General features: G+C 43.0%; 15 protein-coding genes and 1 pseudogene. 7 read left to right on the top strand and 9 right to left on the bottom strand.

What is annotated here, in order from left to right; genetic code table 11:
• Nucleotides 1–267: 267 nt before the first annotated feature.
• The 4 genes from dps to IQ246_RS23620 all read right to left on the bottom strand — a co-directional run bounded on the left by dps (nucleotide 268) and on the right by IQ246_RS23620 (nucleotide 3,181).
• On the bottom strand, nucleotides 268–840 hold the full coding sequence (dps, locus tag IQ246_RS23635) for a DNA starvation/stationary phase protection protein Dps (RefSeq protein ID WP_194005769.1): 573 nt from the start codon (nucleotides 838–840) through the stop codon (nucleotides 268–270).
• A 115-nt stretch (nucleotides 841–955) separates the two neighbouring features.
• Nucleotides 956–2,005 (bottom strand): aldo/keto reductase, encoded by a 1,050-nt coding sequence (locus IQ246_RS23630; protein WP_194005768.1) that lies wholly within the window; start codon nucleotides 2,003–2,005, stop codon nucleotides 956–958.
• Nucleotides 2,006–2,410: 405 nt separating this feature from the next.
• Complete coding sequence (locus IQ246_RS23625) at nucleotides 2,411–2,866, bottom strand: type II toxin-antitoxin system VapC family toxin (RefSeq protein ID WP_194005767.1); 456 nt, start codon at nucleotides 2,864–2,866, stop codon at nucleotides 2,411–2,413.
• The gene (locus tag IQ246_RS23620; protein WP_194005766.1) at nucleotides 2,867–3,181 is read right to left on the bottom strand and encodes a hypothetical protein; all 315 of its coding nucleotides are present in this window, start codon (nucleotides 3,179–3,181) and stop codon (nucleotides 2,867–2,869) included.
• A 580-nt stretch (nucleotides 3,182–3,761) separates the two neighbouring features.
• Between IQ246_RS23620 and IQ246_RS23615 the strand changes: the two genes are divergently transcribed.
• The gene (locus IQ246_RS23615; protein WP_194005770.1) at nucleotides 3,762–4,172 is read left to right on the top strand and encodes a thiol-disulfide oxidoreductase DCC family protein; all 411 of its coding nucleotides are present in this window, start codon (nucleotides 3,762–3,764) and stop codon (nucleotides 4,170–4,172) included.
• Between the two features lie 23 nt (nucleotides 4,173–4,195).
• Here the strand turns inward: IQ246_RS23615 and IQ246_RS23610 are convergent, their stop codons facing one another.
• Nucleotides 4,196–6,721 (bottom strand): sigma 54-interacting transcriptional regulator, encoded by a 2,526-nt coding sequence (locus IQ246_RS23610; RefSeq protein ID WP_194005765.1) that lies wholly within the window; start codon nucleotides 6,719–6,721, stop codon nucleotides 4,196–4,198.
• A 118-nt stretch (nucleotides 6,722–6,839) separates the two neighbouring features.
• Between IQ246_RS23610 and IQ246_RS23605 the strand changes: the two genes are divergently transcribed.
• Nucleotides 6,840–7,478: a transaldolase family protein gene (locus IQ246_RS23605; protein ID WP_194005764.1), complete on the top strand. Its 639-nt coding sequence runs from the start codon at nucleotides 6,840–6,842 to the stop codon at nucleotides 7,476–7,478.
• A gap of 135 nt (nucleotides 7,479–7,613) precedes the next feature.
• Here the strand turns inward: IQ246_RS23605 and IQ246_RS23600 are convergent, their stop codons facing one another.
• Nucleotides 7,614–8,195 (bottom strand): PEP-CTERM sorting domain-containing protein, encoded by a 582-nt coding sequence (locus IQ246_RS23600; RefSeq protein WP_194005763.1) that lies wholly within the window; start codon nucleotides 8,193–8,195, stop codon nucleotides 7,614–7,616.
• Between the two features lie 547 nt (nucleotides 8,196–8,742).
• Between IQ246_RS23600 and IQ246_RS23595 the strand changes: the two genes are divergently transcribed.
• The gene (locus tag IQ246_RS23595) at nucleotides 8,743–9,381 is read left to right on the top strand and encodes a histidine phosphatase family protein (RefSeq protein ID WP_194005762.1); all 639 of its coding nucleotides are present in this window, start codon (nucleotides 8,743–8,745) and stop codon (nucleotides 9,379–9,381) included.
• Nucleotides 9,382–9,641: 260 nt separating this feature from the next.
• Nucleotides 9,642–9,851 carry a hypothetical protein gene (locus IQ246_RS23590; protein ID WP_194005761.1) on the top strand — a complete coding sequence of 70 codons (210 nt, stop codon included), beginning with the start codon at nucleotides 9,642–9,644 and terminating at the stop codon, nucleotides 9,849–9,851.
• A gap of 66 nt (nucleotides 9,852–9,917) precedes the next feature.
• On the opposite strand, the gene IQ246_RS31005 is transcribed toward IQ246_RS23590, so the two are convergent.
• From IQ246_RS31005 to IQ246_RS23575, 3 genes and pseudogenes are all read right to left on the bottom strand, one after another.
• A complete protein-coding gene (locus tag IQ246_RS31005; protein WP_255515627.1) occupies nucleotides 9,918–10,052 on the bottom strand; it encodes a hypothetical protein in 135 nt (44 codons plus the stop codon).
• A 10-nt stretch (nucleotides 10,053–10,062) separates the two neighbouring features.
• On the bottom strand, nucleotides 10,063–10,404 hold the full coding sequence (locus IQ246_RS23580; RefSeq protein ID WP_194005760.1) for a hypothetical protein: 342 nt from the start codon (nucleotides 10,402–10,404) through the stop codon (nucleotides 10,063–10,065).
• Nucleotides 10,405–10,532: 128 nt separating this feature from the next.
• Nucleotides 10,533–10,772 (bottom strand): annotated as a pseudogene (locus IQ246_RS23575) (DUF4277 domain-containing protein); the annotation flags it as partial.
• Nucleotides 10,773–11,052: 280 nt separating this feature from the next.
• Here IQ246_RS23575 and IQ246_RS23570 point away from each other — a divergent pair.
• The 3 genes from IQ246_RS23570 (at nucleotide 11,053) to IQ246_RS23560 (ending at nucleotide 14,247) form a co-directional block, all read left to right on the top strand.
• Nucleotides 11,053–11,694, top strand: a complete 642-nt coding sequence (locus IQ246_RS23570) for a hypothetical protein (RefSeq protein ID WP_194005759.1) — start codon at nucleotides 11,053–11,055, stop codon at nucleotides 11,692–11,694.
• Nucleotides 11,695–11,704: 10 nt separating this feature from the next.
• Nucleotides 11,705–12,511 (top strand): pentapeptide repeat-containing protein, encoded by an 807-nt coding sequence (locus tag IQ246_RS23565; protein WP_194005758.1) that lies wholly within the window; start codon nucleotides 11,705–11,707, stop codon nucleotides 12,509–12,511.
• Between the two features lie 419 nt (nucleotides 12,512–12,930).
• Complete coding sequence (locus IQ246_RS23560; protein WP_194005757.1) at nucleotides 12,931–14,247, top strand: efflux RND transporter periplasmic adaptor subunit; 1,317 nt, start codon at nucleotides 12,931–12,933, stop codon at nucleotides 14,245–14,247.
• Nucleotides 14,248–14,315: the final 68 nt, after the last annotated feature.

The following is a 14,315-nucleotide window of genomic DNA, read 5'->3' as shown; positions in this document are numbered from 1 at the left end:
TTATAAATTACCCCGGCAGCATTTATTATGTGCTTGAGGTATCTATTTCTTTTGTGTTGATATAGCTTCAACTTCAGTGTTTTCATATTAGTATTTTACCAAAAATATGAAGCTAAAAACTCATTTTTTTTAAATTAAGCAAAGTCGCCCTTCAAGGGCGAGGCTTTAAACCCATGTTTTTGGTAAAGTATATACATACAAAAAGAAAAGTACGCACTAAAAAGTAACGTACTTACCAGAAAGATACTACTAGGTTTGAGAAAGTGCTTATCTTACACCAGCTTTCTGGGGAGTTTTTGTAGTAGCGCCTGCTGCGCCATTATCTCCCTTGATTTCTGATACTTGCAGATGAGCTTCCAAGAACCAGAGTCGTTTGTCAATGGTGCGAGAAATTTCAGTGTAAAGATCAGCAGTATCAGCGTCGCCTAATTCATTGGTTTTGTCGATCGCTTCTCGAATATGCTTAGCAAAGGGAGCAAAACGATCTGCTAAAGCTGTCACGTGCTCTTTACCATCCAAAATATCAAAGGGATATTCTGGCAGAATTGAGTTACTAGCTGCGGCGCGGGCTGTTCCTAAAGCGTATCCGCCTAAAGCGGTGACACGTTCAGCAACCATATCAACATACTCTTCCAATTCACCAGCCAGTTCATCAAATAGTTCGTGCAGCTGGTAGAAGTCGGTGCCTTTAACGTTCCAGTGCGCTTGCTTAGCCTGGGTTTTCAAATCTAGAGTGGCTGCCAAGGTTTGGTTGAGAATTACCACGATTTGCACTCTCGCTGCGGCGGGAAGGTCAATGCGGGTGGGATACAATCGTGATGCAAGGGTGTTGTCGCTCATGGTTCTACGTTAATGCCTTCTATAACTAACTCTACAGATAGTTGTCGGCTCTGGGAAACTCTCTGGCGACAGATTGAATTAACGCCTGAATGTGTTACTTTTAAAGACTATTAGACTAACTACGATGGTTGTCTATGGTGCTAAATGTGCCACCGAAAAGGCGATCGCGAATCGTGTCATTGTTTAAAAAGTCATGGGGAAAACCCAGTTCAATTTGACTGACTTCATTCAAGCGTTGCAGATGTTCTGGCGATAGAGTGACATCAAGGCAAGCTAAATTATCTTGAAATTGAGTTAGTTTGCGTGCGCCAATGATGGGTATAATCACGCCGCTTTGAGCGCGTAACCAAGCTAGTGCTACCTGTGAGGCTGTATGACCGATTTCTGCGGCGACTTGGCTGACAGCATCGACAATTGCTAAATTATTTTCAGAAATAGTTACCCCAAAATTGGCTAATCGTCCTTGTTCGCCGCCTTCTTGACTAGGTTTATTGTACTTGCCTGTTAACACACCACCACCCAAAGGCGACCACGGTGTTATTGCCAAGTCGAAAGCTTTAGCCATTGGGATCAAGTCTCGTTCTGGTGTCCGCTGAAGCAAACTATACTCAATTTGTAGAGCAATAAATTGTGTCCATCCTTGATAATGGGCGATGGTGTTTGCTTGGGCAATGATCCAAGCAGGGGTATCCGAAATGCCGATGTATAGTATCTTGCCTTGACGTACCAGATCATCAAGCGATCGCAACACTTCCTCAATAGGCGTTGTAAAGTCCCAGGCGTGCAACCAGAATAAATCAATGTAGTCAGTGTTCAGCCGTTTTAGACTACCCTCTAAAGATTGGATCAAATTCTTGCGATGATTACCACTACCATTAGGGTTGCCTTGCTTGTCGTTCATCTGCAAGGGAAAGGAATATTTAGTCGCAACTACAAAGCGTTCTCGGTCTTTAGCAATCAACTCACCAACAATTTTTTCACTGCTACCATCGGTGTAACCGTTGGCGGTGTCAAGAAAATTGCCTCCAGCTTCCACATAAGTATCAAATATTTTTTGACTTTCGTCTTTGGATGCACCCCAACCCCAGTCTTCTCCAAAGGTCATGGTTCCCAAGCTAAGTTCTGAGACTCTTAACCCGCTTTTGCCCAACAGTTTATATCTCATGAATATGTTCTCACTAGATTTTCACTTGCTTTCTGTAGGCTTTGGGCATTGTACCCATCAATACTGAGGGCTACGAATTTTGCATGTAACTCCCAGCGTGATACATAATACGTGTTTGCCGGAATAATCGCAATATCAGCATACTGAATTTTTAAAATGGCTTGGATACTAGACTCACGCCTAATGTGAATTAAATAGGTTGGGACTGGAAAGTGAGAACATCAATACCAAAACGGCGACGGAGCAATAAACGTAGTGTGTGAGATGCAATTTTGGCTGGGATATGCTTTACTCATGTTGCTCTCTCAATGCTGTCTACTATCTGTTATCTGTTCACAGCGTATACGTCTTCCCTGAGCCAAATTAATATAAAAGAAAGAGTGCAAGATGACAACCTGATAGCTCTCACGAATAGGGTGGTGTAAAGCTAGTTGGGTTCACAGGGGTGACTTCAGAAGCGTAGCGGTTAAAGTCCCTAAGGTTGAAAGTTAAGATATGGGTTAACCTGTTGACTAACATTGAGGCTACAAGCCTAGCATCGTGGACATTTACCCCTACTACCCCATACTGTAAAATTAATCGCTTCCACTCTGGATAAATCTCAGGTACATCTTCAAGTACCAAGAACAAACCTTCTAAACGCTCCAGTTCCGTCCTAGCTTCAGCCATGGTTAAGCCTAAGCCGTTCCTTTGGACAGATCGTGTTGCACTTCGCCAAAACTCTATGAGGTTTTGCGAGGTAATAAAAAGCTCTGACTCTGCTCCTCGTAAAGTTGAAATTGCGTTCAGTGTATCTGCATACATTGGGTGGTGTGGTTGTACGCTTAGTAGTAATAAGTTGGTATCGACAAGATAAGTCACTTAAATATCTTCGGACTCCTCATCATCGTATATTCCTGCCCGACTTAAAGCATACTCTGATAGTAAGGGCGTATCTCGCCTATGGCTCTCTGCCCATTCTCGAAAAGCTGTTATCCACTCAAGAGCCGTTGCAGTTTTGTAAAATGGTTGCTCCTGTTTTGATTTCATCAACTGCTCAAGCAATGCATCCAAATGTGGCTTAACCACTTCAACAGGGAGCTTAGTTACATTTGCTAACACCTGCACAACACCTTCTAACTCTTCTCTGTCAGCCTCTGTTGGTAATGGTAGTATTTGATTGTTATTGTTGACCATGCTAGTAGCTCTCCATAAATAATACTGAAATTACTTCCTAGTTTAATTATCGCTGCGTTCGGGCATAATCCCTTCTTTGCAGCACTTGGAGTGACGAATGTTCGGTGTAAATTGAAGAGTGACGCCTAATGTGAATTAGAGGATGTTTTAAAAGTCCGTTTTCATGTATCCTGGTGGTTAGAAATCGCGCGCCACTTGCTACAGGGGAACCCGCTCAAGGCAGTGGCTTGGCTACACGAGACCAAACCTGCCTTTGCAGGTTAACAAACCCTTGATTTGGTGTTAGTCCACAGAGGTGGACTTGGTTTGTGTAGTAGCGAATTCTATTCGCCTAATACTTTTCAAACATCCTCTAAACTCGACTTTATCCATTTTTACGCAACTCAAAACCCGACGCTGGAACCATTGCGAGACGCTAGTTTTAGTTTTTGGACTTGAGCGTAAATCAGTGACATGGAAAAAGTATTTGCCAAAAAACCAGGATTTTTGTCAGATAATGAAAGCCGAGTTCTTAATTTTGGATAAAGTCGAGCTAAAGCCAATAATTTGTAGTCAAGAAACTCAAAGAGTTTCTATTTCCATGAATTACTACGTGATTTACGACGGGAATTGTCATCTGTGCGTTACCTTAGTGCAATTATTAGAAACCTTAGACCAAGGAAAGCTGTTTCGCTACGCTTCAATGCAAGAGCAAGAGACACTTTCTGGGTGGGGAATCACAGCCCAAGATTGTGAACAGGGCATGATTTTGATTGATGCCAATGCGCCTCAAAGACGTTGGCAAGGTAGTGACGCAGCAGAGGAAATTGGGCGGTTATTGCCCCTAGGAAGGGTATTTGTAGATGCTTATAGAGCTTTACCTGGGGTCAAGTGGGTAGGCGATCGCTTTTACGAACAAATCCGCGATCATCGCTACACCCTCTTTGGCAAGCGTCCTAGTACCTATCAATCAGCATACTGTGTTGATGATAGCTGCAAGGTAAATAACTAGCAAATCTGTTAAAAAATCTAAGACTATAACACAATAATTGCCCACATACTAGCTCCTAGTCCAATGGCTGCTAAATGTTGCCAGAGGAGCGATCGCAGCGGTTGACGTGCTATTTTTTGCGTTAATAATATCGTTAATAACACGGAGAAAATCAGGGTTGCACCTTGCAAAAAGTCAATCACAGCCGGGTGTGCTACTAATATTGGCAATTGCTCACCATGTAGACCAAAAGTCGCAAAAGTTACGGGTAAAATCCGCCCGCCTTCACCTAAGCCCAAACGCAGATAGTGAGCCAAGTTTCCCCCTAAAACTAATGGCAAATAGCCATAAGCAAGCTCTACAAATGGTCGAGGCTTACGTTGAAAATTGAACAGTTTGATCAAGCCATAAGCTGCAAAAGTAGCTACTGCTGGGATCATTAACACTAGTAATGACAATCCCAAGTGCTGCCAAAACTGAGTTAAATCCACTTGTAATCCTAACCAAGATTGCAACTCTGGTAAACGATGCAGATATATACCACCCAAAAGTAAAAATAATAATGCTACTTCATAAGTGCGGGGTATATGCGTTGTCCACAGTTCAATACCAGGGGGACGCAAATTAAATTCGACGGAACGATGGGGACAAGCTTTTAAACAAGTCATACATAGCACGCAATCTCTGTTATCTTCTAACTGCGCTGGATGAGAATACAAGGGACATCCATTAGTTTCCATTCCTTCACCCTTTTGCGGCCCGCCTTTATAACACTGATAAGTAGTGCAAGTGGCAGAACAGATGCCTTGCTGCGCTCGAAGTTCAGTCATTGAGACTTTGGCAAATAAACCATTCATCCCGCCAATGGGACACAGATAGCGACACCAAAACCGCCGCTCAAAAATAGCGGAGAAAATCATTGCCCCAGCAGTAATTAATAACAGCAAACAAGCGGAAAGGTAGGCAGTATTTTCTAATTCCCACAGTTCTTCCCATAAGAAAATTAAGCTAAACAGCCCAAACATAAACCATCCGCCCCATTTTTCAGCTTGTTGTCTCGGCCAGCGCTTGAGTTGTCTAGGAAAGAACCATAGAGATAGCTTTTGGGTAATTTCCCCGTAAATCATGAAGGGACAAACAGAGCACCAAACACGACCCAAAAAGGGAAAGAGAAACAGGAAGAAAGGCCACCACCAAGCCCAAAATAGATTTAAAACAAAATTGCGATCGCGTGTTTGAGGGCCGACAAATAACACTACAATAATCATGGCAAAAGCAGCTGCGGTAAAACCATAATTAATGCGATCGGGCCACCACGGACTACGTAAAAACTTCCGTAAACCAGGATAGGCATTTAAAAGATTTACCCGAAACCGTTTTTTCTTAACTTCGGCTGGCCAGAAGATTTCTTCTGTTAATTCACTTGCTTCTCCTGCTTGGACTATTGCCCGTTCTACCAGATTTTTTAATTCCTTGAGATTGCCAGGAAAATCATAAGACTGTAAGCGGCGTAAAGCTTCTGGGGTAATGTGTGGTTTAGGAATGCCTCTAGCCCGTGTGTAGAGACTAATATAATATTCCACCTGGATTTTAATATCAGCTTTGCGTACCCGTAGGGGCGGTACTTTAATAATATGACCGACACAGCGTCCAATTCTTGATTGACTTTTTTCTGAAACAATCAGAATACGTGCTCTGCTGGGGCGAGGTTGAGCAGCCGGCTCACCGGGACGACTAACTGGAGTGTATGTACCCGTTTGTAGCAACTGCGTCACTGCAGGTAATAACTCGCTTGGTAGTTCTTGGATGTTGTTGAAAATTAAAGTACCTTCTCCCAGCCATTCCAACAATCCTGGTTTACCCCCAACGCGACCAAATAAATCTGAGCCACTAGTTTGGAGAATACCGCAATTAACTTTAATAATTGGTTCTCGCCGTTTTGGAGAACCAAAATGGATTAGGGCAGCTATATTGTCTTTTTCTAATCCTGGTTCCCCGAAAATATCCACTGATTTCCGGTTAGCAGCGGCTTCTCTAATTTGCTCTCGTAGACGCACAGCATAACGACTTGTACCCACAATTCCCCGTTGTGCTTTGGTGACTAAATATGGTCGCAAGGCGATGGAACGTTCTTGTTCATAGCCAAGAGCAGATGTGACTTGAGCCAATTCTTGAGCCAATTGGCGGGAAAAAGCCTGATTAATTTCCGGGTATTGGGTGACTAAAGCGCGAAATTTAGTGCTAGGCACAATCCACAGGTGACACTCTGTTACGGCGGTAATTGTGAATGGAGTTACTTCATCCAACACCAATTCTTTGAGGTTAATCACCGCTCCGGGGAGGAATCCACAAGCTAAAGCTGAGTTGGTTTGATTAGTGCTACTGCTTTCAAGTTGACCTTGGATGAGAATGTAAAGCGCTTCTGGGAAATTGCCTTCGTTAACTAAGTTAGTTTGGGCTGGTACAACTTGTTCTTCAATGACTTCGGCGATCGCATTCAACACCGCAGATGAGAGAATTCCTAAAGTCGAGCGTTCTTGTAGCCATATAACCGTTTCTGGAGATGTCATCTTGGGTTCTCCGTGCAGGCTGCTGTATAAAATGAATTATCCTTGAAAGCTGCGTCAAAAGATCTGGGTTCGGCTATTCTACATTATTAATGTCAGGGAATTTACTGGAGGGAAAATTATGGCATTATATCTAGACTCAGCGATCGCATCTGATGCTGAAGCTGTTCAACTTTGGGGTTGGGTAAAGGGCATTACAACCAATCCAACACTTTTGGCTCAAAGCGATACCCCACCAGAAACTACACTCAAAAAATTAGTTACCTTGACGAATGGCCCGTTATACTATCAACTTATGGCATCTGATAAAGATGGGATGCTAGCTGAAGGTAAGAAAGCTTTTGAGCTTATTGGTTCGCAAACAATATTAAAGATTCCCGCAACACCTATAGGGTTTGAGGTAGTGGCGAGTTTATCGTCAGAAATTACTTGTTCGGTGACAGCAATATACAGTGCAGCACAGGCGGCGGTAGCACGGGAAGCGGGAGCTAAAATTGCCATAGCTTATGTAAATCGTGCTACCCGGCTGTTAGGTGACGGGATTGCTTTAGTACGCGATATGGCTAGTGTACTCAAAGGCAGTGATACAGAAATTTTGGCAGCTAGTATCAAATCTCCCCAAGAAGCAGCAGAATCACTACAAGCTGGAGCGCATCATCTAACTTTACCCTTAGCAATGTTACAGGCGATCGCAACTCACGAACTCTCACAGAAAACTGTTGAAGAATTTGCTAAAGGTGGCATTGGCTTAACAATTTAAATTATTGTGTCATAACTACAAATTGTGCATTCACAGTTAGCTAAATCTTTAAATCGTCATTGGCTCATTGGTTTTGGGATTACGCCCTTCACGCAGCGATCGCGTCAGATAAGGTTTGTGTTTCTTCGGCTAAATTTAAGCTTTAGTCTTACCAGCTTTTCTAGAGACGGCAATTGCACCAACTCCAAACAATAGACCTAGTAGGGAATTGGGTTCGGGTACTGATGTAGATGAAGAACTCAGGGTAATATTGGCAGCAGAATCTTGATAGATGTATGTTCCTGCCCGTCCCACTTCACCCGTCAAGGTAATTTCAGAGCTTGAAGTTCTTTCTAAGGTATATTTAGGAGCATCAAAAGCAATGCCAAAATCAACCACTAAATTCCAATTCGACCCAGAATCAAGCTCAAAATCGACATCTGGGGTTGAGTTAACATTCAGAGTAGAGTCTAGTTTTAAATTCAGGTTTAGCTTGTTGACGTTCACCTCCCAATCACTCAAAGTCCCGTCCTCTGAGTAAACTACGAATCCTGAATATTCGCTCTTGTCTGGCAAAAAGTTTTTCAGTAGAGGGGTAGTAGCATCGACTAAGGTAAAATCACCCAAAAATTCTTGTTTAGTTAGAATAGCTCCCAGCACGGGAGTAGCATGGAATACGCTTGCTAATACCAAACCAATCAGGGCAATGCGAACTTCGCGGGGTCGAACTTGATTCATGGAAAGCGTCCTTTTTTAATCGTTTACTTTTAGGACTTACGCAACTGGTACACAAGGCTTCTGGTATAAGAGTCAAGGGTCAAGGGTCAAGGGGAGCCACTGCGCCCTTGCGGCTCTGCCGACTTGAAGCAAGCGGCGTTCAAAAATCAAGGTTTTTTGGACTTTTGACCTTTGACTCTGGACAACCCCTGGCGTTAAAAATATGACACTTGCGTAAGTCCTGACTTTTTCTAAAACCTATCTATCTTCTTCAACAGCAGAATAGTTGGTTGCTTATTTGGGGAAGATTGCATCTGGGTATAAAATTGCTCAGAAAGCTCAAGGAGCAGTTCAGTTTAGCTGTTTGGGGAATTCGCCAACGGTATCCGTATCCCGGCTCAAACGAGAGTACTAGCTCTTACCTCTACTTTTGATCTCGTTGACAAAAGTTTGTAAGGGAACTGACTTTTTTGGCTGATTACTTTGTCCTGGTGTCACAGACTCGATTGCGAGATTGATGGTAGTTTATTTTTGCACAAACTCCTTGATCCCAATTGCGATACAAGCTATGACACTCAATTTATATTTACTGCGACATGGAGAAACTACTTTTAGTCAAAGTGGTAATTTCTGCGGTGAAACTGATGCCCAGTTGACAACAGAAGGGATGCAGATGGCATCCGGTTTTGCCGATGTTTATCAGAAATTGAAGTGGGAGGCGGTTTATGTTAGTCCGATGAAGCGCACAATTGCAACTGCCAAGCCATTTTGTGATGCTATCGGTATGGATATGCAGTTGCGTGACGGATTGAGAGAAGGTAGTTACGGCGAATGGGAAAGGAAGAGTAAATCCTTTGCCCAAGAGAATTACGTAGAAAACTATGTAAAATGGTTGACAGAACCCGCTTGGAATGCACCACTAGGTGGAGAAACTGCGGTAGATATTGCTAACCGTTCTATGCCTGTAATTGCTGAAATTCAAGAAAAACATCCCCAAGGTAATGTTTTAGTCGTTTCCCATAAAGCCACGATTCGGATTATGCTTTGCAGTTTACTGGGAATTGATTTAGGACGCTATCGCTATCGGGTGAATATTTTGGTCGCGTCGATAAGTATGGTTAAATTTGATGTTAATGGCCCCTTGTTAGAAATATTAGGCGATCGCCATCACATACCCGATCGTATTCGCTCTCGTCCGGGAACATAATAGGCATCACTCGATTGGAAAGACAAGAGGAATGCGATAGCGCTCTAACGAATATTGAGTTGTGGCATGATTTGTGTGTAACTTTATTAAAATTTCTGCCCTAGCCCTGATGAAGTTGGGGTTTTTTGTGGAAACTTTGTTGCTATGGTAAAACAGCCTCAATTTTACCATGCAGTTCAGGTAAATCAATTTGGAGCGATCGCACTCTGGCGCAATGCCTGTTGAAGATTGCACTCAGAATTATTAATCGGGCAAAGCTCATGAACAACCAACCAAATCAAAAAAGCTACACGCAACAAGAAGCGCCATGTCTTATCTGCGGTTCACAGAACTTTGTTTGGGGTCGTACCGTTGGAGAATCAGCAAGCCAGTGGGTATATTTCCGTGCTGATGGGGCTGGGTGGGGAGAAGGTGAAAAGCTACAGGCGCGTAAATGCACTGATTGTGGCAATGTTCAGCTATTTACCTGATTAATTGAAGCATTAATTATTTTACCAGTCGCCGAAATCCAAAAGCGCAAACATAAACAAAGAATGCTACTCATCATCTTCCACCTTCTTTGGTGGATGCAGATTTGCACTCCTCAACAAACGACGTAGATTGACAACACCAGAGCGATTCAAACGTAAAGCTTCAACTGTTGCTCGACCACAAGCTGTTTTACCAATCACCTCTGTAAAATCATCGTTGAGCCAGTTTAATTAATGCTTTTGCGCGTTCAGCATCTTGTTGTTCGACGCGCTCAACATACATTAGTAGTTCTTGATATTCTGTCTGTATAATCACTTCAGCTTCGTTTTGCTGACGCAAATAAGTCAATCTGTCTTGTTCTTCAGAAGACAGACGGCGTTGAATAATTTGAATTAAAGCTACTTCATTGGCTTCAGGCTTAGGCGTTTCTAATACCTGTAAAGCCTCATGAGAAAGGGATTCTAAAAATTCCACTGCCTTTACTAAAGATTCTTCTGGTAATTGTTCCAGCAGAGCGATCGCTCTAGTGCGAATTTCTTTTTGTGCAGTCATAGAAAGCCTGACTTCATTAGCATATAGCTTAGATTATAACTAGCCTATCAGACACTTGGATCGCAGTTTCAGTATCATAACTCCATCAGTCTCTTATACTTGGTATCAATTACAGCAAATAGTAACTGAAGATGAGTCTGAAGATTCCCTACAAAAAATTCTTCAAATAGGTATAATGGGGCGCTCAAAAACCCTAATCCATTCAAGATCATTGCTTTCATTACTTGTCCTGGTATTAGGGTTTCCTTCGTTTTTATTCCCACTATTTTATTTACTTCTTCTACCAATTCCATCTCGTCTATTATTCCTGCTACTATTCCTAAATGGTCTATATCTAGGATGGATATTGCCACTTGAGGCTCTTTCATCGTTTTTTCCTTTCTCTACTTGACGCTTTTGATTTTACAAATAAAAAGCCTGAAATGATTATATAGAAATCATTTCAGGCTTTACACTAGCTATATTAAATTCTCTACCTACGCGGTCGGCAAAACCACCCCAGTTTGGATAAGCAGCACAAACTTCTCCAGAAAGCTCCCGCAGTGCTTCTTCTTGAAGAGCCAGGCCACAAATTCAGATGGTAGTTTAACGTTACACTCATATATTGCAATAGATAACTTTATACCCTCATAACTGGAGAGCGACACCTTGGGAATAGAACTACGCAGTTTCGTATTTCTCGACAGCCTGCAACCTCAACATGCAGCATATATAGGAACAGTAGCCCAAGGTTTTTTACCATTACCAGGAGATACGTCATTGTGGATTGAAATCTCCCCTGGCATTGAAATTAATAAAATTACTGATGTAGCGCTCAAGTCTGCTTCTGTTCGTCCGGGAGTACAGGTAGTTGAACGACTCTATGGTCTATTGGAAGTTCATTCTGCCTCTCAAGGAGAAACGCGAGCTGCTGGTCAAGCGATTTTGGAGACATTAGGAGTTAAAAAAGAAGAGTGTCTAAAACCGCGTGTCGTTTCTACCCAGATTATCCGGAACATTGATGCTTATCAAACACAACTCATTAACCGCACGCGACGGGGACAGCTATTATTAGCAGGGCAAACGCTATATGTATTAGAAGTTGAACCTGCTGCTTACGCCGCACTGGCTGCGAATGAAGCGGAAAAAGCAGCATCGATTAATATTCTTGAGGTTCAAGCTGTAGGTAGCTTTGGACGGCTTTACTTAGGTGGACAAGAACAGGATATTCTTGCAGGTGCGGCGGGAGCATTAGCGGCGATTGAAAATGTAGCTGGACGAGCAAATACTCAAAGTAGGCGTCAGGAATAAAGGATAGAAAATGGCAAATCGAGAGCATCTAGCTTTACTAAAAGCAGGTGCAGTTAAATGGATTGAGTGGAGACAAAAAAATCCCCAGATGAAACCAGACCTCAGCGCTGCGAACTTGCAAGGGGATAACCTCAGAGGCGCTAACCTTCAGGAGGCAAACTTGAACAGGGCAGATTTAGGTAATGCTTTACTAGTGCGAGCAAATCTTAGTGGTGCTGACCTCAGTAGTGCTAACCTCTACAAAGCAATCCTTATTGAAGCTAACCTGAGTGCGGCTAATTTTACTATTGCTAACTTGAGGGGCGCTACACTTACACAGGCAGATCTCAGTCATGCCAATCTGATTGGAGCTGACTTGAGTGAGGCGAATCTTATGAGATCTGTGATGACTGATGCTAACCTGATTGGGACTGACTTAAGAAGCGCTAACTTAAAAGATGCCGATTTGGGTGCAGCAAAGCTTCACCGGACTAACCTCAGTTTTGCAAATCTAATCGCAGCTAACTTGATTGCAGCAAACATGAGCGAGGCAAATCTTTACGAAGCGGAAGTAATGGGGGCTTACCTTTACAAAACTGATCTGTACAAAGCTAATTTGAGTAAGGCTCACTTGGGTGGTGCATATCTGTTTAGGGCTAATCTGTGTGAGGCTGACTTGACCGATGCTAACTTGGCATGGACTAATCTGAGTGGAGCGAACTTGACAGGGGCGAATCTTAGAGGGGCAAATCTTAGAGGAGCTAACCTTAGAGGAGCTCACCTTAGTGGCGTAAATTTTCAAAAGACAATTATGCCTGACTCTTCAAGGCACGATTAGGAAAAGTAGAATTTTGCGTTGCACGTTGCGATCGCACAGATGCAGACACTCAGACTTTCCGCAGTGCAGTCAATAACTGTAAGCCAATTTTTGGATACCTATTGACATTGTTTCTAGAATTATGGCATTTGCCACATATATTAGGACATCAACTGATCAATCAAACCCTGATAACAAAAGACTTTCAAGGCTCTTCCCAATTCCCCATGCCCTGCTGCATAACCGAATCACCTCATTTTTAAATTTGATTTAATCATTCACCTTTCGATAGATTTAGACAAAATTATAAAAATAGTATATTAGGGTGATCTAACACATAACTTGCTACAGAACCTCATGCTAAATCAGTAATTTCAATATCGACAGATAAAATCCTGATTCAGTTCAAGTTAATTTGTTCTTTAGGTTCCTCATAAGCCATGACATCCCCTGAGCCTCAAACTGACTTTGGAGAAAATATTCCACAAACCTCATTTGAGCCACCTCCTAGAAAACGGCGGTGGCTTTGGTTATTGTTAGCTGTACTACTAGTGTTTGGGGGCGGAGCCGCAGTATGGCGTTTACTCACGTTGAAAGATTCAGCACCTGCAAATGCCAATGCTCAACCTCCAGGGGTAAGAGTAAAGCTATCGACAGTACAAACTGGCACAATTGAGGAAAGTTCAGATTTTATTGCTAGCCTAGAATCCCGACGCTCTGTTAACCTCCAACCAAGAATTCAGGGTCAAGTCACCCAGATATTTGTCAGGTCAGGAGATTCAGTTACAGCCGGAGCAGCAATTATCCAAGTAGATCCTAGAGAGCAACAAGCCGCACTTAGTGGGGTCAATGCCGCTGGTCAAGCATCTGTGGCGCAGCTAGAGAATGCTCGCGCTACTCTCAAATCCCTAGAAGCAGAGCGACTATCCAACCTTGCTGATGTGCAATTGAACCAGCAAGACTACAAAAGGTATTCTGATTTAGCAGACCAAGGAGCCGTATCTCGACAAACTAGCGAGCAGTATGCTAACAGACTCGCTACTGCTAGGGCTAGTCTCGGTGCAATTGATTCCAGGATTCAAGCACAACGAGCTACAATATCACAGGCTGAAAAAGCCTTACTGCAAGCTGATGCAAATACTAGAGGACAACAAGTCCAGCTTCAGTACTACAAAATTACTGCTCCCTTTGAAGGTACAGTAGGCGACATCCCAGTGAAAGTTGGCGATTTCGTTAATACTTCTACACAATTAGTTACCATCACTCAAAACCGACCTTTAGAAGTTCAAGTTTCTGTACCACTGGAACGAGGGCCCCAATTACGTAAGGGTATGCCAGTAGAGATTATGAACGCCCAAGGTCAGAGTTTGGGTACTAGTCGAGTCTTTTTCATTGCGCCCAACGTCAATGATAACACGCAATCAATACAGATGAAAGCGCTTTTTAGCAACTCTAAAGGTCAGCTACGTGCCGATCAATTGGTAAGAGCTAGAGTGATTTGGAATCAGCGACCCGGAGTCTTAATCCCAACTACAGCAGTAACTCGTGTTGCCGGAGAAACTTTTGCATATATAGCTCAAACAGAAAAATCTCCCGAAGGTGTGTCTCAACAAGTAGCTCGACAAAAGCGGGTGAAGCTAGGCGATATCAGAGGTAACAATTACCAAGTTCTCGAAGGTTTACAGCCAGAAGAGAAAATTATTATTTCGGGGTTGCTCAATCTTAAGGATGGTGTTCCGATCGTTCCAGAATCTTAGAAATGGGGAGTGGAGGAATGGGAGAGTCGGAGAGAAGAAGCAATGCCCCATGCCCCATGCCCCATGCC

The sequence above is a fragment of the aff. Roholtiella sp. LEGE 12411 genome (genome assembly GCF_015206995.1).
Taxonomy (GTDB): domain Bacteria; phylum Cyanobacteriota; class Cyanobacteriia; order Cyanobacteriales; family Nostocaceae; genus Komarekiella.
This window is presented reverse-complemented; position numbering and strand designations above follow the sequence as displayed.

Bases quoted from the DNA above. Each gene is read 5' to 3' on its own strand.
- dps (WP_194005769.1), bottom strand. From the start codon at position 840: ATGAGCGACAACACCCTTGCATCACGATTGTATCCCACCCGCATTGAC.
- IQ246_RS23630 (WP_194005768.1), bottom strand. From the start codon at position 2,005: ATGAGATATAAACTGTTGGGCAAAAGCGGGTTAAGAGTCTCAGAACTT.
- IQ246_RS23620 (WP_194005766.1), bottom strand. From the start codon at position 3,181: ATGGTCAACAATAACAATCAAATACTACCATTACCAACAGAGGCTGAC.
- IQ246_RS23615 (WP_194005770.1), top strand. From the start codon at position 3,762: ATGAATTACTACGTGATTTACGACGGGAATTGTCATCTGTGCGTTACC.
- IQ246_RS23610 (WP_194005765.1), bottom strand. From the start codon at position 6,721: ATGACATCTCCAGAAACGGTTATATGGCTACAAGAACGCTCGACTTTA.
- IQ246_RS23605 (WP_194005764.1), top strand. From the start codon at position 6,840: ATGGCATTATATCTAGACTCAGCGATCGCATCTGATGCTGAAGCTGTT.
- IQ246_RS23600 (WP_194005763.1), bottom strand. From the start codon at position 8,195: ATGAATCAAGTTCGACCCCGCGAAGTTCGCATTGCCCTGATTGGTTTG.
- IQ246_RS23595 (WP_194005762.1), top strand. From the start codon at position 8,743: ATGACACTCAATTTATATTTACTGCGACATGGAGAAACTACTTTTAGT.
- IQ246_RS23590 (WP_194005761.1), top strand. From the start codon at position 9,642: ATGAACAACCAACCAAATCAAAAAAGCTACACGCAACAAGAAGCGCCA.
- IQ246_RS23580 (WP_194005760.1), bottom strand. From the start codon at position 10,404: ATGACTGCACAAAAAGAAATTCGCACTAGAGCGATCGCTCTGCTGGAA.
- IQ246_RS23565 (WP_194005758.1), top strand. From the start codon at position 11,705: ATGGCAAATCGAGAGCATCTAGCTTTACTAAAAGCAGGTGCAGTTAAA.
- IQ246_RS23560 (WP_194005757.1), top strand. From the start codon at position 12,931: ATGACATCCCCTGAGCCTCAAACTGACTTTGGAGAAAATATTCCACAA.